Source organism: Sphingobacterium tenebrionis, assembly GCF_037126265.1.
GTDB classification, from domain to species: Bacteria; Bacteroidota; Bacteroidia; order Sphingobacteriales; family Sphingobacteriaceae; genus Sphingobacterium; species Sphingobacterium tenebrionis.
The window spans coordinates 58,825-80,405 of the sequence record NZ_JAYLLN010000009.1; the positions used below are offsets into that span (position 1 = coordinate 58,825).

Annotated in this window: 16 protein-coding genes and 2 tRNA genes; 13 read left to right on the top strand and 5 right to left on the bottom strand. The window is 41.1% G+C overall.

The annotated features are described in order from the left end of the window. Positions 1–97: 97 nt before the first annotated feature. From VJ786_RS05785 to recJ, 3 genes are read right to left on the bottom strand one after another with little or no spacing between them, the layout of a single operon-like run. Complete coding sequence (locus VJ786_RS05785) at positions 98–1,615, bottom strand: GH3 auxin-responsive promoter family protein (RefSeq protein ID WP_099365523.1); 1,518 nt, start codon at positions 1,613–1,615, stop codon at positions 98–100. A gap of 22 nt (positions 1,616–1,637) precedes the next feature. Beyond that, the gene (lptB, locus tag VJ786_RS05790) at positions 1,638–2,372 is read right to left on the bottom strand and encodes an LPS export ABC transporter ATP-binding protein (protein WP_099365524.1); all 735 of its coding nucleotides are present in this window, start codon (positions 2,370–2,372) and stop codon (positions 1,638–1,640) included. Between the two features lie 29 nt (positions 2,373–2,401). Next, positions 2,402–4,102 carry a single-stranded-DNA-specific exonuclease RecJ gene (gene recJ, locus VJ786_RS05795; protein WP_336557433.1) on the bottom strand — a complete coding sequence of 567 codons (1,701 nt, stop codon included), beginning with the start codon at positions 4,100–4,102 and terminating at the stop codon, positions 2,402–2,404. Positions 4,103–4,168: 66 nt separating this feature from the next. Between recJ and VJ786_RS05800 the strand changes: the two genes are divergently transcribed. The 3 genes from VJ786_RS05800 (at position 4,169) to VJ786_RS05810 (ending at position 6,815) form a co-directional block, all read left to right on the top strand. Further along, positions 4,169–4,948, top strand: a complete 780-nt coding sequence (locus VJ786_RS05800) for an MBL fold metallo-hydrolase (protein WP_099365526.1) — start codon at positions 4,169–4,171, stop codon at positions 4,946–4,948. A 76-nt stretch (positions 4,949–5,024) separates the two neighbouring features. Continuing rightward, positions 5,025–5,504 carry a cation:proton antiporter regulatory subunit gene (locus tag VJ786_RS05805; protein WP_336557434.1) on the top strand — a complete coding sequence of 160 codons (480 nt, stop codon included), beginning with the start codon at positions 5,025–5,027 and terminating at the stop codon, positions 5,502–5,504. Between the two features lie 9 nt (positions 5,505–5,513). Beyond that, complete coding sequence (locus VJ786_RS05810; protein WP_336557435.1) at positions 5,514–6,815, top strand: cation:proton antiporter; 1,302 nt, start codon at positions 5,514–5,516, stop codon at positions 6,813–6,815. Here the strand turns inward: VJ786_RS05810 and era are convergent. Then, the gene (era, locus tag VJ786_RS05815) at positions 6,812–7,690 is read right to left on the bottom strand and encodes a GTPase Era (protein ID WP_336557436.1); all 879 of its coding nucleotides are present in this window, start codon (positions 7,688–7,690) and stop codon (positions 6,812–6,814) included. The genes VJ786_RS05810 and era overlap by 4 nt on opposite strands. A 114-nt stretch (positions 7,691–7,804) precedes the next feature. Between era and VJ786_RS05820 the strand changes: the two genes are divergently transcribed. Further along, positions 7,805–7,877, top strand: a tRNA-Met gene (locus VJ786_RS05820). A 48-nt stretch (positions 7,878–7,925) separates the two neighbouring features. Next, positions 7,926–7,998, top strand: a tRNA-Met gene (locus VJ786_RS05825). A 43-nt stretch (positions 7,999–8,041) separates the two neighbouring features. Here VJ786_RS05825 and VJ786_RS05830 read toward each other — a convergent pair. Next, positions 8,042–9,124 (bottom strand): PDDEXK nuclease domain-containing protein, encoded by a 1,083-nt coding sequence (locus tag VJ786_RS05830; RefSeq protein WP_336557437.1) that lies wholly within the window; start codon positions 9,122–9,124, stop codon positions 8,042–8,044. Positions 9,125–9,607: 483 nt separating this feature from the next. Here VJ786_RS05830 and VJ786_RS05835 point away from each other — a divergent pair, with 483 nt between their 5' ends. The 8 genes from VJ786_RS05835 (at position 9,608) to VJ786_RS05870 (ending at position 21,522) form a co-directional block, all read left to right on the top strand. Then, positions 9,608–10,246: a response regulator transcription factor gene (locus tag VJ786_RS05835; RefSeq protein WP_336557438.1), complete on the top strand. Its 639-nt coding sequence runs from the start codon at positions 9,608–9,610 to the stop codon at positions 10,244–10,246. Between the two features lie 25 nt (positions 10,247–10,271). Beyond that, a complete protein-coding gene (locus VJ786_RS05840) occupies positions 10,272–13,121 on the top strand; it encodes a hypothetical protein (protein ID WP_336557439.1) in 2,850 nt (949 codons plus the stop codon). A gap of 139 nt (positions 13,122–13,260) precedes the next feature. Continuing rightward, positions 13,261–13,749, top strand: coding sequence for a hypothetical protein (locus VJ786_RS05845; protein WP_099365533.1), 489 nt, complete (start codon positions 13,261–13,263; stop codon positions 13,747–13,749). Between the two features lie 173 nt (positions 13,750–13,922). Continuing rightward, positions 13,923–14,609: a fimbrial biogenesis chaperone gene (locus VJ786_RS05850; protein ID WP_336557440.1), complete on the top strand. Its 687-nt coding sequence runs from the start codon at positions 13,923–13,925 to the stop codon at positions 14,607–14,609. Positions 14,610–14,664: 55 nt separating this feature from the next. Then, complete coding sequence (locus VJ786_RS05855; protein ID WP_336557441.1) at positions 14,665–15,963, top strand: hypothetical protein; 1,299 nt, start codon at positions 14,665–14,667, stop codon at positions 15,961–15,963. A gap of 105 nt (positions 15,964–16,068) precedes the next feature. Next, positions 16,069–17,130 carry an efflux RND transporter periplasmic adaptor subunit gene (locus VJ786_RS05860; RefSeq protein ID WP_336557442.1) on the top strand — a complete coding sequence of 354 codons (1,062 nt, stop codon included), beginning with the start codon at positions 16,069–16,071 and terminating at the stop codon, positions 17,128–17,130. Positions 17,131–17,141: 11 nt separating this feature from the next. Further along, positions 17,142–20,219 carry an efflux RND transporter permease subunit gene (locus VJ786_RS05865; protein WP_336557443.1) on the top strand — a complete coding sequence of 1,026 codons (3,078 nt, stop codon included), beginning with the start codon at positions 17,142–17,144 and terminating at the stop codon, positions 20,217–20,219. Between the two features lies 1 nt (position 20,220). Then, positions 20,221–21,522 (top strand): TolC family protein, encoded by a 1,302-nt coding sequence (locus VJ786_RS05870; protein WP_099365538.1) that lies wholly within the window; start codon positions 20,221–20,223, stop codon positions 21,520–21,522. The last annotated feature ends 59 nt before the right edge of the window (positions 21,523–21,581 follow it).

A 21,581-nucleotide genomic window follows, 5' to 3' on the forward strand; every position in this document is an offset into this window, starting at 1 on the left:
TTGGAAATTCATCTTGGGTTTTTTTGTGTTTCTATATAAAACAGCGATTCGTCCTTAATAATAGGCTATCATTGGTGGTCAAGCGACCCACCATTCACTAACTATTTTTCATTAATTCGAGCAGGGGATCAAGATATTCTCTACTATTCGCTAATCTTGGGACTTTATTTTGTCCACCTAATTTACCCCTACTTTTCATCCATTTGTAGAAGGTTTCTTGAGGAGCATGATGTATGATCGGCTTATTCAAGGCCATATTCTTGTGACGTTTAGCGTCATAGTCGGAATTTATCTCGCGAAGGGTATTATCCAAAATATCACAGAATCTTTCGAAGTCTATTGGGTCTTTTTCAAATTCGATGACCCACTCATGTGCTCCAGCTTCCCCTTGCCTAAAATAAACTGGCCCTGCTGTATAATCTTTGATGTTCGCATCGGTGGCCAAACAAGCGGCTGCTAAGGCATGTTCCGCATTATCCACGATCACTTCTTCTCCAAAAGTATTGATGTACTGTTTGGTTCTTCCTGAAATCTGAAATCGATAAGGTGTGGTCGAAGTGAATTTAATTGTATCACCAATCTTATATCTCCAAAGACCAGCATTGGTAGAAATAATGAGGGCATAATTCTTCCCGATTTCTACTTCGTGTAAACCCAGAGTTTTAGGATTCTCTTCGTGGATATTCTCCATGGGAAGGAATTCATAATAGATTCCATAATCCAACATCAATAAGAGGTCGTCGGAGTCCGACTGGTCTTGGATTCCAAAATATCCTTCCGAAGCATTGTAGTTCTCCAGGTAATACATGCTATCCGAAGGGATCAATCGTTTGAACTGTTCCTTATAAGGCTTGAAACTGACGCCTCCATGTCCATAGAATTCCAGGTTTGGCCATACCTCCAAGAGGTTGTCTTTCCCGGTAAGTTCTAGGATGCGGTTCGCCATGACAATGTTCCAGGTCGGAACACCCGCTAATGAAGTAACATTTTCCTTGATGGTGATCTCCGCAATCTGAGCAATCTTTTCCTCAAAGTTCGGATTTAGGGTCACCTCAAGCGTTGGTGTCCTTTTGAACTCTGCCCAAAAGGGAAGATTTCGAATCAATATTGAGGATAAGTCCCCATAATAGGAATCAGGGCTGAAATTGTTGATTTGGGAGGATCCACCAATGACGACGGATTTTCCAGTGAAGACTTTATTCTCTGGCTTATTATGGCAGTAAATGGAAAGCATGTCCTTTCCGCCTTGGTAATGGCATTCTTCTAATGCCTCAATACTTACAGGAATAAATTTACTGCGGTCAGAAGTAGTGCCAGAGCTTTTTGCGAACCATTTGATATCTGATGGCCAAAGGATGTTCTGTTCGCCTTTGATCATCCGGTCTACATAACCTTTTATGTCATCATAATCCTGGATCGGTACCCTTCTTTTGTATTCATCTGGCGTAAAAATGCTATTATAGCCGTATTTTTTACCCCATTCTGTAGCTTCTGCGGCAGATATCAAACTTTGGAACCACTCATCCTGTACATCATGTGGATATTTCATGAATAACTCAATCTGATGAATGCGTTTTTTCATGATCCAGGTAAAAAGTGAGTTCAGTAAAGCCATAGTGTATTGCCGAAAGCTAAATTTAGAATTTTTTTCTTCTCAATTCAAAATGTCTACCCAAGTAAAATTTACGTGCAAGTTCATTGTTCGCGATTTCTTCGGGTGTTCCAGTTAACATGATCTTTCCTTCGGTAAGGAGATATGCCCTGTCCGTAATGGAAAGGGTTTCCTGTACGTTATGGTCAGTAATAAGGATACCGATGTTTCTGGTCTTTAATTTTGCAACGATGGTTTGGATCTCTTCCACAGCGATCGGGTCGACCCCTGCAAAAGGCTCATCCAATAGAATAAAGCTCGGATTGGCGGCCAAAGCGCGAGCAATTTCCGTCCGGCGTCTTTCACCACCCGATAGTAGATCGCCCCGGTTCTTACGAACCCGGTGCAAACTGAATTCGGTAAGTAATTCTTCCAGTTTTTCCTTGCGTTCAGCTTTGTTGGGGTAATGGATCTCCAGTACCGCCATAATGTTGTTCTCCACAGATAACTTACGGAAAACGGAAGCTTCTTGAGCCAAATAACCAATACCGCGTTGCGCACGTTTGTACATCGCATCTTGTGTGATTTCAAGATCATCTAAGTACACATGCCCATCATTGGGCTTGATCAATCCCACGATCATATAGAAAGAAGTGGTTTTACCGGCTCCATTGGGGCCTAATAAACCGACAATCTCCCCTTGTTCTACGTGGAAGGAAACATCATTAACAACAGTACGTTGTTTGTATTTTTTGATGAGATGTTCTGCTCTAAGAATCATGTGTTATTCCTTTATCTGCAAAGATATTTTTAAAATTTTATTGCCTTTACATTTAATTGCAAATTCTTCTTCCCGCGCCAATTATTTTCTTCGATCGAGTAACAGATGTCGAATGGCTGTCCGGAATTGATCTGATCCACAAATTCGCCAAGGCCAAAACCGATACAATCGTATGTGACGGAATCGGATTGTTTGACAGAAAATTTCAAATGTATCCCCCCTACAATGTAGGCGGGATAGGCAAAAGTAACCTGCTTCGTCAAAAAGATTGGTGCTTCATTCTGTGGGCCATAAGGCTCAAACTGGCGCAGCAATCTAAAAAACTTCGTATCAATATCGTTAAAATTGATTTCTTTTTCAATTAAAACTTCTTGTTGTAGCATTTCTGGTTTAATGGTTCTGGAAACCACCTGTTCGAAGCGTTCCTGAAACAGGGTAACATTTTCAGTCGGCATGGTCAATCCAGCGGCATATTTATGTCCTCCAAATTGATCCAATAGATCAGCACACTCGCTCAAGGCTTCATAAAGGTCGAATCCAACTACGGAACGTGCGGATCCCGCGATATGTCCATTTGTTCGGGTTAGGATAATGGTCGGTCGGTAATATTTCTCCGTTAATCTGGATGCTACTATACCAATCACGCCCTTATGCCAATCTTCTTTATACAGCACGGTGGTCTTGCGCTGTTGAAGGACGGTATTGTCGTTCAATAGTCGTAATGCTTCCTCAGTTATATTTAAATCAAACTCCTTACGGGCATTGTTCTGATCATCAATATTGAGTGAAAATTCCTTCGCTTCTTTCAAGGATTTGGAGATCAATAATTGAACGGCATCCTTCGCGTGGTCGATCCGTCCTGCAGCATTGATCCGAGGTCCGATCTGGAAAACAATATCGTTCACCGAGAAGGTTCCGGTTTTGTTGCTGGAGAGATCAATTAAGGCTTTTAACCCAAAAGAGGGGTTGCTGTTTAGTTTTTTAAGTCCAAAATGGGTTAAGAGACGGTTTTCGCCTGTGATCGGAACGATATCTGAAGCAATACTTACCGCTACGAGATCCAGGTATTGGTAGGCAAGTTCCATATCCATATTATTCTGGAGGATAAACGCCTGTACGATCTTAAAACCAATCCCACAACCGGATAATTCCTTATAGGGATAGGGGCAATCCGACCGCTTAGGATCTAATACGGCAAATGCATTCGGCAGTTGATCACCTGGTAAATGGTGGTCCCCGATGATAAAATCAATGCCCTTACTATTGGCATAATCAATCTTGTCGTTTGCCTTGATACCACAGTCCAGGGCGATGATCAAGCTGAAACCATTGGCTTCGGCATAATCGATCCCTTGGGTAGAAATACCGTAGCCTTCACTATAACGGTCTGGTATATAATATTCCATACCAGAGTTAAAATTCCGGAAGAAACTGTACACCACCGAAACGGCCGTGGTTCCATCCACGTCATAATCGCCATAGATCAATATCTTTTCCTTATTCCCGATAGCTCTTTCAATGCGTTCTATAGCCTTGTCCATATCCTTCATCAGGAAGGGGTCAAGAAGGAGCGAAAGGGAAGGGCGGAAGAATTCTTTGGCCTGATCGAAAGTCTCTACGTTTCTGTTGATTAAGAGTTCTGCTATGATGGGGTTTATGCCAAGCTCCTGTTGGAGCTTATCGGTTTTATCTGTATTCTTTTTTGGTTTCAGGACCCACCTTTTTTGCATATCTTTGCCTCTAAATAACGTGTAAATATACATTTTCTAGCGCTACTTACCTACAAACATATATAAATGGCGAAAGCATATTCATTATTTGAGGGTTCTTATTCTGTCGATTCCAGTAAAAAATTTATTCCATTTGATCCCAAAAAAGATGATCCGAAAGACAGGCCGGGTTCATTGTTCGTACATGTACATCCTTTTCTTATCGAAACTTCCGATGGTCTGATCGTATTGGATACGGGTTTAGGATTGAGAAACGAAAAGGATGAATTGATCATCCATGAAAATATTAAAAAATTAGGCTTCTCGCCAAACGATGTGCGGTATGTATTGATGTCGCATCTGCATAAGGATCATGCTGGTGGCATGGTGGATATTAAAGATGGCGTAAAACGCCTTGCATTTCCCAATGCGGAGTATGTGATCCAGGAGCAAGAGTGGGAATATGCTTACAGTACCGAGTCCTCATCCTACAAGACGGAGGTCTTCGATGTCTTACAACGCAGTGGAAACATTCTTTTTGTGAATGGCGATGGGCAATTGACACCAGAGATCAGCTATGAACTTTCCAGTGGGCATAGCAAATACCATCAGGTATTCCATGTGTTGGCGGATGGTAAGAATTACTTTTTCGGTGGTGATGAGTTGCCGGAACCGGAAGAGATCTTCCGCAGCTTCATTGCCAAATACGATTATGATGGTCGCAGGGCGAGGGATCTTCGCGCACAATATTGGGCAGAAGGTGCACCAGCAGGTTGGATTTACCTGTTCTATCATTCTAAGAACATCAGCGTAGGGAAGCCTGAGCAGAAACCGGATGGGACCTATAAGATTGTTACAGCCGAATAATCACGAAAAATTATTATATTTATAAACAAGGTTTGTTTAAATTATTTAATTTTTATTTAAAATATAACGTTTAATCATGTCGATAGTTAGAGAAAGTGACCTAATTGGTATTGGCAAAAAATACCAGATTGAGACGGAGGCTGGAGACAACATGGTTGTCGTTATCCATGATGATGGTCGTCGGGAATTATACCGGCACGAAGATGAAGATAACGAAACCCATTGTGTCATGACCCTTTCTGACGAGGAGTCTAGACAAGTTGCCGGCATTCTTGGCGGTTTATCCTATAAACCAAAAGCATTAGAAACGATAGAAGTAGCCTTAGATGATTTAAGGATCGAATGGTATAAGGTAGAACCAAGCAACGATGGTGTGAACAAAAGCATCGGACAATTGGAGGTTCGCCAGCGTACGGGGGCTTCTATCATCGCGGCCATCCGGGAAGAAGAAACCATTATTAATCCAGGACCAGATTATGTAATCACTCCAGGTACCACACTGGTTATTGCTGGAAAGCAAAAAAACATCAAATTATTAAAAGAAATCTTACTGTAATTTAATTCTATGCACAATACCATTATTATAGAAATAGGAATCGCTGTTTTATTAGTTGCGTTAGTAGGTCTTTTGGCCAATAGACTTCGGTTTTCAGTAATTCCTTTTTTTATTGTGATCGGCATGGTGCTGGGAAATGAAAATTACCCTGATTTTGTAGGTGATTTATTGGCAAAGGTCAACCATGAGGGTTTTACCCATGCGGTGCAATCCACTTGGAAGTTTTTGACCTTTACCGAGAGTAAACCTTTCATTGATTTCATGGGGCGCTTGGGAGTGTTATTCCTGCTGTTCTATCTAGGGCTGGAATTTTCCGTTGGAAGGCTCATCAAGTCCGGTAAATCCATCGTAGCAGGAGGAACGATCTATGTATTGTTGAACTTTTTCTCCGGCCTATTGGTGGGATGGATGATGCATCTGCCTTTTAAAGAGATGATGGTGCTTTGTGGGATCATGACAAGTTCATCCACGGCGATCGTAGCCAAGGTCTTGACCGATCTGAAACGAACCGCCAACCCGGAAACAGAGGTGATCATGGGTATGATCATGTTTGATGACCTGTTCATTGCCATGCATATCTCTTTCCTCTCCGGATTGATCCTTACCGGGAGTGGTTCCTTCTGGACGGTTGCAGGAACCTCTTTGTTAGCATTGGGATTTATCCTCTCTTTCCTTATTTTAGGAAGGAAATTAGTTCCCTTCATCGATCGGTTATTGCAGGATAAATCATCCGAATTATTCATTTTGGTCATCTTCAGTTTGTTGTTCTGTATCGCAGGTTTTTCCGAAACCATCCATGTGGCAGAGGCTATTGGAGCCTTAATGGCAGGCTTGGTATTCGCGGATTCCAAATACCTAAAGAAGATTGAGAACATGGTGCTACCGTTCAAAGATTTCTTTGGTGCGATGTTCTTCTTTAGTTTCGGATTATCCATTGATATGTACTCCCTTGGAGGAGCAGTAGGATGGGCATGTTTCGCCGCAGGTATTACTGTTGTTTGTAATGTGGCGTCTGGTTATTTCGCTAGTAGGTTCTCCAACCTGAAAGCGAAAAATTCTGTCGATATCGGTTTTACCTTATCGGCCAGGGGAGAGTTCTCCATTATTATGGCGAACATCGGTAAGGCTGGTAAGTTGCTGCCGGTAATCCAATCTTTTGTAGTGGTGTATGTATTGATCCTGTCCATTATCTCTCCTTTGTTGACCAAGGAGTCCAGAAATATCTGGAATAAGTTGGCAGGGCATGAGGCAGCCCCTAAAAAACCAAGAAAGAAACTTAGTGATTTAGAAGCTCCCTTGACCGACTCTTAATCGTCGTATCCGAATCTTTTCAGGTAATTCTTTTTACTTCTCCAATCGGGGATAACCTTTACGAACAGTTCCAAGAAGACTTTTCCGCCAATAAATTCTTCGATATCCTGTCTGGCATAGGTGCCCACTTTTTTGATCATGGCGCCTGCTTTTCCAATAATGATGTTCTTTTGGGAATCTCTTTCCACAATGATTTCGGCAGCAATCCTAGTCAGGTTGCCTTCTTCTTTAAAGGCCGTTATAATGATTTCCGTACTGTATGGGATTTCTTTTTCGTACAGTTTGAATACTTTTTCGCGGATGATCTCAGACACAAAGAAACGCATGTTCTTGTCCGTTAACTCGTCCTTTGCATAATAAGCAGGATGTTCAGGCAATTTATCTTTGATATATTGCATCACCGATTCCACATTGTAACCCAGTAGGGCGGAAATTGGGAAGATGGCGTCTGGATTGATCTTGTTTTTCCAGAACTCAATTTTAGCTTTCACTTCTTCCTCGGAGGATTTATCAATCTTGTTGATGATGACGGCAACCGGTGATTTGGTGGTTCTCAGTTTTTCAAGAACATCGTTTTCGTCGTATTTTTCGTTGATGTCTGTAACAAAAAGAAGAATATCCGCATCAATTATGGATCCCATCACGAAATTCATCATGGATTCCTGCAGGGAATAGTTGGGTTTGATGACCCCAGGTGTGTCGGAAAACACGATTTGGTGGTCTTCATCATTGACAATTCCGATAATTCGGTGTCTTGTTGTTTGTACTTTAGGAGTGATGATTGACATCTTTTCACCTACTAAAGCGTTCATTAGCGTAGACTTACCTGCGTTTGGCTTACCAATGATACTTACGAACCCTGCTTTATGTGACATTATTTTTAATTATTTATTTGGAATACAAAGAAACAAATAATATCTTTGTGCTCCAATTCGGAAGTAATATAATCTGCTTTTATAGATATAGGGAGCAAGATTTTAAAAATATAATGCGGGATGGAGCAGTTGGTAGCTCGTCGGGCTCATAACCCGAAGGTCATCAGTTCGAGTCTGGTTCCCGCTACTAAAAGGGTTAAACGCGAGGTTTAACCCAAAGACATTTAAAATACATTGCGGGGTGGAGCAGTTGGTAGCTCGTCGGGCTCATAACCCGAAGGTCATCAGTTCGAGTCTGGTCCCCGCTACTACTAAGGTTTCTATGGTAACATGGGAACCTTTTTTTTTGGTTTAAATCGGAGAATTTTCATTTTCAAACAAATCGTGTAGTTTTTGTTGGAGCAACCTTTTATCAGGTAGTTGCATTTGATATTCAGCGACCATTGTTGGTGAAAGGCTGCGGTTCAAAGCATATTTTACTACTTCACTATCTTTGTCTTTACAAAGCAATATACCAATACTTGGGTTTTCGTTGGGTTTTTTCATGTCCCGATCCAAAGCTTCGAGATAGAAATTGAGCTTTCCTAAATGCTCTGGCTTGAATTTATGGGCTTTAAGTTCAAAAGCTATTAAACACTGCAAACCTCGGTGATAAAACAATAAATCGACATAGAAATCACTATTCCCAACTTGAAGCGTATGCTCTTCAGCAATAAATAAAAAATCTTTACCTAATTCTAGAATAAAGTTTTTCATTTGATGTATTAAGCCTTTTTTTAAATCGCTCTCGTTAAATGGTTCAGGAAGGTTTAAGAAATCAAAAATATAACTGTCTTTGAATGCATTAGTAATACCTGCATTTATTTCTTTAAAAGTTTCGGGCAGTTTAGCCGTGCTAATTATTGTTCGCTCAAAAACAGCGCTATTAATTTGACGTTCCAATTCTCGTATGCTATATTTTTCCTGGATGGTTAACCGGAGATAAAACTCTCTTTCTTCTTCGGATTTACAACGAGAAAAAATTGTTCGATGATGTGTCCAACTTAGTTGAGTCAAAATGGTTTTTCTAATGTCCTGAAATTCGAAAGTAATTTGTGTCCCCAGTGGGGGCACAAATTTATCGTATTGATTATCAGCATGTTGAAATTGTCGCTTCACTGAGGCGACAAATTCAACATGCTGATAAGTTTCATAAAACTGAATCATTCTATATAGCCCTCTGCGATTGAACCCCTTTAGCTCAGGATTGTTCTTTTGAATGAATTGGGCTAATTCATCAACCGTTTTATCTCCCCATTCCGCAACAGAAAGTTTTTGTTTTATGTAAGCTCCAATGTTCCAATACAAATTGATCAATTCGACATTTACCGCTTTAATCGCTTTGTTTCGAGACTGTTGTATTAAAGAAATGATTTCTGTAAACTGTTGATGCATAATGAGTTGTATGTAGCATAAAATTATATATTATACTCCAATCACATTAGTCGTATATTGTACATCCTTAATTAATTTTCTTTACATTTATTATTCTTTTTCTTGCCATGGTTTCTATGTTTGCTATTCAAAATATGTTTGATTTAGGATTAAAACAGTGCCTAAGTATGCTTGAAGCAAGGTTATAGTATGTAAAAAGTATGCCCAACATACATTTTATATACTTTCAGTATGCTTTCATTATAGTTTCACTACGGATTCAACTTTACTGTTTTATGATTTGAACTCATTTTTTACTAATGAAATAGTTGTTTAACGAACTGGTTTATAGAGTCTCCAATTAATTATATTTAAAATAAAATATATAATATTAAGAAAATATAATTACCTTTGCTTTTACTATTTTTGAATATTGTACCATTATTGACAATTCCTTTCTATTTAGTTATTCAAAATTAACCGGAAAAGCGAATTATTGCTGTTATGATCTTGGAGCAGAGAAGTATTAAAATCGGTTTGTTCGTATTCGAGGAAACAGATGGGCAACGCTTGGAAGACATTATGTTGGGATATGAGTTGACCAATTTTCTGGTTTACAATTTAAGAGAGACAACCGTAGATAGGCTATTACCGTCCCTTTCCTTAAATGCTATGGATATTTGCATCCTTGACATCGATTTGGGATTGGAACAAATCGAGAGGTTATTTGCCATGGCTGCTTTGGAAAACTCCTGTCATATTTTGATCTATACCGATGAACATCAGATGGATTCCATGCGTAAATGTATGGAATATGGAGCTAAGGGTTTTTTAAAAAAGGGAGTACAGGAGGCCGAATTATTATTTGCCATGGCCTCTCTTTTAGAAGGTGAGTCATTTATCAGTCCGGTCCTGGCTACCCATTTATTTAAAACCTACCAACGTAAATGGAAACTATTAAATGAACTGACCGAGAGAGAAATCCTTGTAGTAAATGGTTTGGTTGAAGGATCAAGCTACAAACAAATTGCACAACAGAACCACATGTCCATCAATACTGTTAGGGATTATGTGAAGAAGATCTATCGAAAACTCCATATTCAAAGCCGGGGCGAATTGCTCTATAAAGTACATATTCTCTAGCAAATAGGATTTAATTAAATTCGACATGCGAGATTCTTCTACCGTAGGGATACTATTCCTTATTTTTCTCTATTTATTTCCATACCTATGTTTTGGTCAGGATAAGGATTTGAATATTCATTTTGAAAAAGATAGTTTGGAAATTCAAGATGGGATGACCTTTTTGAATTCATTGATCATTGAGAATCTGAGATCGGATACCCTTTATTTAGAAATAGCTGGAGAATTTTTGCCGATGGCTCTATTGAAAATTCCTGATGAGCTCCAGATTGCGCCCCATGGAACCTTACATCTCCCCATAAAATTTTTAGCATCCAAGTCCCTGATCCATCAGCAAGATCAACATTTCTATTTTGATGTTGTTGTTAGGAAAAAAAGCGCCTCTCCAAAAAAGATAGTTATCGGTTTCAAGGCCCATATAACCCATAAAAAAGGGCTGTCTGTGCAATTAGAAAAATCCGAATTCTATCTGCTTCCCGGAATGGAAAAGACCTACTTAAGCATTTTGGTTTCCAACCCAGGTTTGTTGCCCGTTGATTTTAAAGTGAAGGTCAAGAACCTGCCTAAAGGCTTTGAGCTTTTAGCGCATGCAGAAGCTCATCACTTGGGAGGTAATGAGAAGAAAGAAATTGTAATTCCTCTTAAGCATCCCAGTTTTGAGGGGAAATCAATCGATTTTTACAGCTCTTTGGAATTGGAGTTGGACCCTAGGGAAAGACCTTTGCGCTATACCCTGCGGTTTTTAAGTTTAGGCAGTAAGGTAAATTTAATTGATCAATATGCAAGTGCTGGAAATTTCAGCGTAAGTAACAATGAAATAAATTATTTGGGCAGTAATTTCATCAATAGTCTACAACTGAATTCCAGATCAGAACTTTATTTTCCAGGCCACAAGAAATTGGATTATTCGCTGCAATACAATTATTACCTCAATCAATCCACTTACCAATTGTTCAACAGTTATTTGCAATTCACCAACAAGAGCTGGGGAATTTATGCGGGTTCGTTGAATGAAAATTTGAATTATAATCTGAACGGAAAGGGAATTAAAGGAACCTATCGCTGGAAGGATCAACGGATACACGGCATTTTCATGGATAATGACCTGGTTATCCTTGGAAATGAAATGGGGCGTAGGCCTGTGGGTTATAATATAGCCTTGGAATACCTGAAAGGTCCACTTTCGAAGGAAACCAGCCGATTTTTAGCGGTATTCAATAGCAGACCCGACCTTTACTCCAAAGGTGCCATGATGAATGTAGAACAACAGGTTTTTCAGTCGGGGTTTCATAAAATGCAATTGGAAAGCGGTGTAAGTTTAAATAGATTGACGCTTGATCAGGATCAGATTTATGAACTGGGATATGCTGGTGGGATACGCTATGGATTTCAAGGAGAACGATTTGGCTGGCAAAGTTTGCACTATTATTCCCATCCAAATTTTACCGGAAACCGTAGGGGGGTATTACAATCGGAGATTTTGTTTGATCATAAACCACATAAGATCCGGAGTTATACGTTGGGATGGACCTTTAACCGGAACCGGATAAAATCCAACGGGATGGAATATGCGGCTGTGCTAAAAGATCTGTTACAGATCTCCCAGATGAATGCCAGCGTTGGTGTCCAACAAAAATTATCCAGGGATTGGTCTGTAGGTTTTAGCCCTTATTATATGAGGCAGGAGATGGATCGGTATGATGCAGCTGCGGAAATCGAACATAATGAATCCCAATCCTGGAGGCTTCGAAATTCATGGAGTTATTTCGGAAGAGGGAAAGGCATGAATATAAGTTTGGATCAGGGGTTTTCCGAACAGCACATTGGTCAATCCAGAATAGAGCGGTTCTATTCCATTAGGGTGAATTCACAAGTCAATTTAAGAGCCTTCAGCCTGACGATGTTCTACCAATATAACCCCTATTTTTTGTCCGATGGGTTAAGCAATATGAAATTTGGGAAGTACCATGTGTTAACCGTAGAACCCAAATATTCCAAAAGTTTCTTGCATAATACCTTACAAGTTTCCAGTTCCTTGATGTACTATTATCATGGTGATAGCCGGAACAGCAACTATGTTTGGAACGGACAGTTTGAATATGAGGTAAAACCTGGATTACAGTTAAGGGGAGATTTCTATTTTGGGATAAACAAGGTGCAGCGAATGATGATGTATAACCCGGAAACGGGAATCGATCCGGAACCGATTGTATATAATAAAAGAGATCCTACGCTGTTGTCTACCCGACAGATCCGATTAGGCCTTAGGAAGGATGTTAAGTTCAATAGCCAACGAAATGAGGCCAACCTATTGTTACAATTTTTCCATGACAGCAATGGAAATGGCAAACGTGATGATGGTGAATCCGCAGCGTCGGGAGTGCTCGTGGGAATGAAAGGATTGATGGCGCAGACGGATAAGAATGGAAAAGTAAAGTTTAAGGTGTTAAAGGGAGAAACCTATTCTTATAATTTACAAAGCCATAATGGTTGGATGCTCTCGAATGATGCCATCAAGCAGTTTAGCCTGAGTAGGAATCAATCTTTTGACATTCCCTTGGTCAAGATGGCCCTGGTCAGAGGGGCGATTTTTCAGGAATTAAAGGCCTACCAGCAACAGGTTTCGGATTTTTCCGATTATCAGGTCCTTATCCGCGGCGAAAATGGCGGTTTTTTTCAAGCTCGAACGAATGCTGAAGGCCGTTTTATCGTTTTTTTACCCGAGGGAAACTATAGGGTGGAGGTCATTCCTAAACAAGGGTTTATGGAAGTGGTGGAAAACGGGAAGCACTTTAGTATTCAGGAAGGAAAAGAGGTTAGTTTGAATTTTCAGGTCATCAATTCTGAACGACGGATTAGGATACAACAATTTTAATATGGAAAAACACATCTTTATGTATAGAAAAAATAATTAACTAATAAGACAGTATGCTTAAATTAGCAGTCTGTTTAATTTATTAATGATTATGTTAAAAAAATCAGTTTTAATGTTTGCTACACTGTTGTGTGTTAGCATGGTTCAAGTTGTTTATGGACAAAGTAGAGATGTAACGGTCAATGTGGAGTTACGAGATGTTTTGAGTGGGGGTGGTACAGGAGATGGTGGTACAGCCACCGGTTCCAATAATGTTGCTTTCCTTTTTGATACGGAGGCAAAATATCGCCAAACCCAAACGCAAGTGGTTGCAGATCAATTGCGTGTGTTGGCTACCAGGAATTACAATATCAACGTAAAAGCCCAAACGCCTACATTCACATCCACTACCTCTTCAAGCACCCTTCCACTTAGTATTTTGAAAGTATCGACAGCCCTAAATGGAACAACTTCATTTAGTACCGCTGTTGTCCCAACAACCGTAGATCAAGTTGTTTACACAGGTGGAGTACCGACTTTAAGTCAAGGATTTGACTTTAAATACGAAATTGAACCAAACGTATTGTTGGTTCAAGCCCCAAAGGAACAGTATAATGTGGTATTAACTTATACAGTTGTTGCAAATTAACAGTCATGGACAGGGGATTCTTTTTCCCTGTCCTATTTTTTTTATTACCTATGTTACGCTCCATATCCTTTTATTTTTTCCTGGTTTTATTATTTACGATAACCAAAACATCGGGGCAGGAAATATCGATTTCACCAGCTATTTTGATTTTTGACGGGGAACCAGGTCAAAGTATGAGCAAAACCATAAAGTTGACCAATCATGGGAAAAAAGTCTATGATTTCCAGGTAACCATCAAAGATTGGACAAGGGATTCCATTGGAACCAAGATCTATGCAGAACAGGGAACTATGCCAAATTCCAATGCCAATTGGATCCGTGTGAATGAAACCATTGTTCGGATTTTGCCTGGTCAGGATCTACAGATGACCATCCAAATGGAAATACCTGCTGGTCATGTTGGGGATTTTACGAGTAACTCCATGTTCTTCCTAACGCAAATAAACGCTGAAAGACAACAAACCAATCATCCCTCTATAGGAATTCAAATAAATTATGAATTTGGGGTGCAGATTTTTCATAATCCGGTGGGTGCCAAAAAAGGGGAAGTCATCTTCAAGAACCTATCCTATTTGGAAAATAAGGAAACGGGAAAACGCCAGATCCGTGTTGATTTTGAGAACAATGGTCATCTCCATAAATCGGGTCAGATTCGTTTCGAAATGACCAATACCGAAAATGGAAGGGATTATAAGTTAAATGAACTGGCCTTCGCCATCATGCCTTTGGGTAAACAATACCAATTAATAGATATCCCAAAAGAGTTGGAAGCAGGAAAGTTTCATTTGGTAGCGCTGTTGGATGCCGGAGCGGGCTATGAATTGAATATTGCAGAAAAGAAGATAGATGTGGGCTTTTAGGATATATTTATTTCTACTTGTCTTCATATCACATGGTTATGGGCAAACGGCACGTATGGAATTGACTATGGCTTCCATGCAGGCAGGAAATGCGAGCATGTTAGGTACAGGATACCAATATAGTCGCGGATTGGCATTTACCAATACAATCCTTGCAAGATCTCAGTATATTTATTTTCAGGAGGGATATGCGATTTCAAATTTGCCAATTGGTTTATTATATCTTCGTGCAGAACAATCCGACCGAGTTTATCCGACCTTCCAATTGACGACCTATGATCAAGAAATGGCGCCGGATGTGATTTTAAACCAGATGAGTTCCGGTAGTTTTAATATTAGATATGAGCTATTAAATCTTCAACAATATGCTTTGAAGGCTGGGGAATATCACAATTTAATCCAACTTGAACCTAAAAACAACGCATTATTTTCGCAGGTTAGTCCTAATCCGACCAGATTTGATCTGGTGATACCACGCGTTGTTTCCCCTAACTTCATCAATAGGGATGTGACATTGAACATCAATCAATTGTCGTATTATCGAAATGGGTTTACCTATCAAGTTCCCTTTAATTCATCCGTATATCATTCCGTACCAGTCCGAGCAGAATTTAATAGCCATAGTCCTTATTTTAATTTCTCTTCTCCACATAATACCATCCAAAATAACTACGTCGAAGTTTCCAATCTCCAGATGCATGGTGGAAAATTTATAAATAATGCCTTCTATAGGTTAAGTGATGCCCAGCAATTTTTATGGCAAATTACAGACATCCCCGTAGGAAACAGGACCCAACTTTATTATGGATTTAAACTGACCTCGACAGATTTGAAATCTTCTTTTTTGCAGCCTGGGACCTATAGCACACAGATCCAACTTCGGTTGATGGATGCGAACGACCATCGGATTAATCGAGATCAGGCCATTAATGTCCATTTGGAAATTCCGGAAATGACCGAGTTTCAAGTGAGTTCCAACCAGGTGGATTTAGCGTTAAATTCTGCTGTTGCATATCTGCAGGGCGTAAATAAAGATTATGCAGGACATTTGGTTCTTAGTAAGAATGGGCCTTTCCAAGTGACCGTTCGTTCGAATTCCGCCTGGTTATACAATGGGCCAAATAGGATTCCGGCCAGTACCATTTCGATCGGGCCGGTTGGGAGTGACCCGCGCATTACGCCTATCGAACAATTGAGCTATGATCCCCAAACGCTGATCCTTTCTTCCACTGGCATCATCGATGGCTCCTACAATATCCGTTACTCCATTCGCCCTACAGCCGCCCATCAGCTCATCCATGTGGAAAAAGGGCGGTATACAGGCCTTATTACCTACTCCATTACAGCCCTCTAGCACTGTATAATAATATTATTACAGAATCGTATCCCTTTTTTCGCTAATTTTCAGTTCGTTTTATTTAGCAATAAACCCTTATTCGCACTAAAGTGCATGTACTGAATGAAAAAGAGATCCATTATCTTGATAGGAATTGCGATAGCAATTGTTGTAGGCTTAATTGTTTATCGTGTGATAAGCAATAAGGAGAAAGAGGAAAAGCAAAGTGGCCCTGGAGGTCCAAGGGCGGCTTCTAAAGTTTATGGAAAAGTGATACAGGGTCAGCCATTTTCTGATTTCCTTTCCTTGTCGGGTTCTATTGAAGCCGATGAACAGATCGAGATCCATTCGGAGATTTCTGGTCTGGTGGAGTCCATCAATTTTTCGGAAGGTGGTAGGGTTGGCCAGGGGCAGACGCTGCTGAAGATCAACGACGCCGAATTGCAGGCCCAATTGGCGCAGGCGCAGACCCGCAATAACCTGGCAGGTGAAAATGAACGCCGAGCAAAATTATTGTTGGAGAAAGAGGCGATAAGTCAGGAAGAATATGATATTGCCAGTGCAGATTTTCGTACGGCACAGTCACAGATCCAATTAATCCGAGCACAATTAAGCAAGACCATTATCAAGGCGCCATTTTCGGGAACCATCGGTCTTCGTAATATTTCCAAAGGAAGTTATATCACGCCGACCACCAATGTGGCACAGTTGGTGAACACCAATCGGGTAAAGATTTCCTTTTCCATTCCGGAAAAATATGCCAACAAAGTACGGGTGAACAATCAGATCAAGTTTTCTGTTCAAGGAGTAGAAGGCGAGTTTACTGCCAAGATCTATGCAACAGAACCATCTGTGGAACTGAATACCCGGACCTTATTGGTAAAAGCGGTCACACCAAATCCCAATGCTAAACTGATGCCAGGTACCTTTGCGAATATCATCTTTCCGTTGGAAACGGTAGAAGATGGCCTATTGGTCCCAGCAGAAGCATTAATCCCGATTCAGAATGGGAAGAAGATTTTTGTGATGAGAAACGGTAAAGCAAAAGAGGTGATGGTGGAGACGGGCGCACGTACGGATGAGGACGTGTTGGTCACCTCGGGATTGGTAGCTGGGGATACTGTGCTGACATCAGGGGTGATGTCTTTGCGTGATGGTGCAGCAGTGAAAGTCACACTTCGTTAATAAGCGAAAACATGAGTTTATCTACCTTAAGTATAAAACGTCCGGTTCTGACGATTGTGATGAACCTGCTCTTGATCCTGTTCGGGATCATTGGCTATACCTTTTTAGGGATCCGGGAATTCCCTTCCATTGACCCAGCGCAGATCTCCGTAAGGACCAATTATGCTGGAGCGAATGCGGATATTATCGAATCCCAGATCACGGAACCCCTGGAAAAGGCCATCAACTCCATCGATGGTATCCGAAATATTTCGTCCTCCAGTAACCAAGGTTCCAGTAATATCAGTATTGAATTTAATTTGGGCAAGAACCTGGAGGAGGCGGCCAATGATGTTCGGGATAAGGTTTCCCAGGCTTTACGCAGTCTTCCACAGGATATTGATGCCCCGCCAGTAGTTTCCAAAGCGGATGCCGATTCGGAGCCTATTATCACCATGACCATCCAGAGTGCCACGAAAAACGTATTGGAGCTATCGGATTATGCGGAGAATGTTATTGCTCAACGATTGCAGACCATTCTTGGTGTCAGTTCGGTACAAATCTGGGGGCAGAAAAAATATGCTATGCGCTTGTGGATAGATCCGGTAAAACTGGCTTCCTATGGGTTAACAGTAATGGATGTGCGGAATGCACTGAATACGCAGAATGTGGAGCTTCCATCAGGGAAGCTGACCGGAGCAAATACCGAACTCGCCATTAAAACCTTAGGGAATCTGGCAACAGAAGAGGAATTCAGCAATATCATCATCCGTTCTGATAACAACCGAACCATCCGGTTTTCGGATGTGGGAAAAGCGGCTTTAGAGGCGGAGAATTTTGAAACCAAAATGTCGGATTCAGGTTTCCCGATGGTGAGTTTAGCAATCATTCCTCAGCCAGGAACCAATTACTTGGAAATTGCAGATCAATTCCATAAGGAATACGAAAAGTTAGAGAATGAACTGCCTGAGGGGTTTGAAACCAATATTGCCATCGATAATACCCTTTTTGTTAAAAAGGCGGTGCTGGAGGTAGTGGAGACCTTAGGGATTGCGATTGTCCTGGTGGTACTGATTATTTACCTATTCTTTAGAAACTGGTCCATTGCATTCCGACCTTTGATCGATATACCCGTTTCTTTGATCGCTACTTTCTTTATCATGTACCTCTGCGGGTTTTCCATCAATGTATTGACCTTGTTGGCTATCGTACTGGCAACGGGATTGGTGGTGGATGATGGTATTGTAGTTACGGAGAATATTTTCAAGAAGGTGGAAGAGGGGATGTCGCCAATTGAAGCGGCCATCAAAGGTTCCAATGAGATTTTCTTTGCGGTTATCTCCATTTCTGTTACCCTTGCTGCGGTTTTCCTGCCGGTAATCTTCCTCGAAGGGTTCGTGGGAAGGCTTTTCCGAGAATTTGGGGTCGTCATCGGTGCGGCGGTACTGATCTCGGCCTTTGTTTCCCTGACCTTAACGCCGATGTTGAATGCCTATTTAATGAAAGGTGGCGAGCAGAAACATTCCAAGTTCTACATGAGAACGGAAAAGTATTTCGAGATGATGAACAAGGATTATGCAAGTGGGTTAAAAAGCTTCCTGAAATATAAATGGTTGGCTTTTGCGACGATTATCCTTTGTTTTGGTTTGATCTATCTTTTCTATCAATTATTACCAAAAGAGACTGCTCCTTATGATGATCGAAGTTACATCAGTTTGAGAGCAACTGCACCAGAAGGTGTTTCCTACGATTATATGGATCGTTTTATGACGGATCTCACGATGCTGATCAATGATTCGGTGCCGGAAAAGAAAGTGAGCTTAGTGATCACCTCTCCAGGATTCGGTTCTGCTTCTTCCAATAGTGGCTTTGTGCGGTTGGGATTGGTTCAGCCGGATGAACGGGAGAGATCGCAGGCTGAAATCGCCGATCATCTTTCAAAATTGACCAGGCAATATTCCGAGGCCAGGGTGGCAGTTTCACAACAGCCAACGATTTCGGTGAACCGCCGTGGAGGGATGCCAATACAATATATTATCCAAGCGCCTAACTTCCAGAAATTGGAGGAAAAGATCCCTGTGTTTATGGAAGAATTGGCGAACGATAAGACATTTTCCATCACCGATGTGAACCTGAAGTTCAATAAGCCGGAGATCTATGTGACTATTGATCGGGAAAAAGCAGAATCTATGGGCGTATCGGTATTGGATGTGGCACAGACCCTACAGATGTCTCTTTCGGGCCAACGCTTTGGTTATTTCATGATGAATGGAAAGCAGTATCAGGTGATGGGACAATTTGATCGGAAGGATCGTTCTACACCAATGGATCTGGCATCTATCTATGCGAAGAATGGTCAAGGAGAATTGATACAGTTGGATAATATTGTTGAAATTGAGGAGCGGAGTAGTCCGCCGCAATTGTACCATAACAACCGTTACATGTCGGCTACGGTTTCTGCCGGACTTGCTCCAGGTAAAAGTATGGGCGACGGTATTGAAGCAATGGAAGCTATTAAGGAAAAGGTATTGGATGATACCTTTACCACGGACTTGGGGGGTGAATCCCGAGATTTCGTAGAAAGTGGATCAAATACCATGTTTGCGTTCGGATTAGCTGTTCTTTTGATCTTCTTGATCTTGGCAGCACAATTTGAAAGTTTTATCGACCCGATCATCATCATCATCACGGTTCCGATGGCTGTTGCAGGGGCTATGTTCTCGCTGTGGTTATTTGGCCAATCCTGGAATATCTTCAGTCAGATCGGTACGATCATGTTGATTGGTCTGGTAACCAAGAACGGTATTCTGATCGTTGAATTTGCCAATCAGTTGCGGGAAGAAGGAATGGAAAAATACGAAGCAGTGGTAACCGCTTCGGAAGCCAGGTTGAGACCTATTTTAATGACTTCCTTGGCCATTGCCTTGGGGGCATTGCCTATTGCGATGTCTTTAGGTGCGGCATCCACCAGTAGGATCGGTATGGGGGTTGTGATTGTAGGTGGAACCATGTTTGCCTTGGTATTGACCTTATTTGTCATTCCTGCCTTTTATTTAATGATGTCCAGAAAGAAACATAAGAATCCAGAATTGGAGCAAATTGAAGAATAACATGAAGAATTTAGGGATCATATGGTTATTGATGTTGGCTTGTTCGGGTTCTCAAGCTCAGGGGCTATTAACGGTGCAAGAGGCCGTGGAAATAGCCTTGGAGAATAATTATGAAATCAAGCTTTCCAATAATGATTTAAGGATTGCCGAGGAAAATGTGACCTACGGTAATGCAGGTATGCTACCAAATGTGACGGGAAATTTCTCCCAGAGCAATAGTGTGCAGAACTCCAGGCAGACGCAGTCCAATGGAGATGAACGTTCTTTAAGGAATGCCAAAAACAACAGTATGTCGGTCGGGGTGAGTGTAGGATGGACGATTTTTGATGGTTTTGGCATGTTCTCTCGTTATGACCAATTGAAGGAATTGCGGAAACAAGGCGAGTTTGAATTGAAAAAAACGGTATTGACGACGGTTTCAGATGTAATCTCTACCTATTATACCATAGTGGAACAGCAGAATTTGTTGTTGGCCATTGATTCCAGTATCAATATCTCGAAGGAAAGGTTGAAAACAGCAGAAAACAGGTTTTCGATCGGAAAAGCCTCTCGCTTAGAAGTGCTTAATGTGCAGGTGAATTTGAACGAAGATGAATCTAGCCGGTTGCGGCAGGCCGATGTAGTCAAGAATCTGAAGATCAATCTGAACAGTTTGATGGCAAGGGAGCTGAGTATTGATTTTGATGTGGAAAAGGATGTGGAATATGACGATACCCTCATTTTCGAGGATTTATTGCAGAAAGCTAGGGCGCATAACCCGGACCTGCAGATCATAGCAGTGAACAAACGGATGGCCGAACTGGAAGTGAAACGGGTTAGGGCAGGGCGATATCCAGTAGTACGTTTGACCACCGGGTATAACCTTTCGGAATCCGAATCCAGCTTGGGATTCGTTTCCAGTTCCAATTCACGTGGATTGAATTATGGTGTTACGGCATCGATCAACCTGTTCGATGGCTTTAACCAACGGAGGAATGAAAGAAATGCCAAGATACAATTAGAAAGTGCGGACCTATTAATCCAACAACAGGATCTAATGGTTAGAACAGCGATATCTACCGCCTTTCAGACGTACCAAACCAACTTGTCTTTGGCACGTTTAGAAGATAACAATGCGGCTATTGCCCGTCAGAATTTGAATATCACCCTCGAAAAATATAGGATCGGAACAATCAGCGCAGTGGAGTTCAGGGATGCCCAGGAGAACTTCATCAATGCGATATCTCGATTTAATTCCGCTCGTTTACAAGCTAAATTATCCGAGTTGCAATTGAAGGAAATTATAGGGAACATCGATCTTTAGGTAATTGTCTCAAGAAAATGACAGTAAAGCAATCGGTTGTGTAAATTGAACAAACGTTT

What these genes read in the sequence shown, in the direction of transcription:
- VJ786_RS05785 (WP_099365523.1), bottom strand. Translation starts at nt 1,615, where the DNA reads ATGGCTTTACTGAACTCACTTTTTACCTGGATCATGAAAAAACGCATT.
- lptB (WP_099365524.1), bottom strand. Translation starts at nt 2,372, where the DNA reads ATGATTCTTAGAGCAGAACATCTCATCAAAAAATACAAACAACGTACT.
- recJ (WP_336557433.1), bottom strand. Translation starts at nt 4,102, where the DNA reads ATGCAAAAAAGGTGGGTCCTGAAACCAAAAAAGAATACAGATAAAACC.
- VJ786_RS05800 (WP_099365526.1), top strand. Translation starts at nt 4,169, where the DNA reads ATGGCGAAAGCATATTCATTATTTGAGGGTTCTTATTCTGTCGATTCC.
- VJ786_RS05805 (WP_336557434.1), top strand. Translation starts at nt 5,025, where the DNA reads ATGTCGATAGTTAGAGAAAGTGACCTAATTGGTATTGGCAAAAAATAC.
- VJ786_RS05810 (WP_336557435.1), top strand. Translation starts at nt 5,514, where the DNA reads ATGCACAATACCATTATTATAGAAATAGGAATCGCTGTTTTATTAGTT.
- era (WP_336557436.1), bottom strand. Translation starts at nt 7,690, where the DNA reads ATGTCACATAAAGCAGGGTTCGTAAGTATCATTGGTAAGCCAAACGCA.
- VJ786_RS05830 (WP_336557437.1), bottom strand. Translation starts at nt 9,124, where the DNA reads ATGCATCAACAGTTTACAGAAATCATTTCTTTAATACAACAGTCTCGA.
- VJ786_RS05835 (WP_336557438.1), top strand. Translation starts at nt 9,608, where the DNA reads ATGATCTTGGAGCAGAGAAGTATTAAAATCGGTTTGTTCGTATTCGAG.
- VJ786_RS05840 (WP_336557439.1), top strand. Translation starts at nt 10,272, where the DNA reads ATGCGAGATTCTTCTACCGTAGGGATACTATTCCTTATTTTTCTCTAT.
- VJ786_RS05845 (WP_099365533.1), top strand. Translation starts at nt 13,261, where the DNA reads ATGGTTCAAGTTGTTTATGGACAAAGTAGAGATGTAACGGTCAATGTG.
- VJ786_RS05850 (WP_336557440.1), top strand. Translation starts at nt 13,923, where the DNA reads ATGAGCAAAACCATAAAGTTGACCAATCATGGGAAAAAAGTCTATGAT.
- VJ786_RS05855 (WP_336557441.1), top strand. Translation starts at nt 14,665, where the DNA reads ATGGAATTGACTATGGCTTCCATGCAGGCAGGAAATGCGAGCATGTTA.
- VJ786_RS05860 (WP_336557442.1), top strand. Translation starts at nt 16,069, where the DNA reads ATGAAAAAGAGATCCATTATCTTGATAGGAATTGCGATAGCAATTGTT.
- VJ786_RS05865 (WP_336557443.1), top strand. Translation starts at nt 17,142, where the DNA reads ATGAGTTTATCTACCTTAAGTATAAAACGTCCGGTTCTGACGATTGTG.
- VJ786_RS05870 (WP_099365538.1), top strand. Translation starts at nt 20,221, where the DNA reads ATGAAGAATTTAGGGATCATATGGTTATTGATGTTGGCTTGTTCGGGT.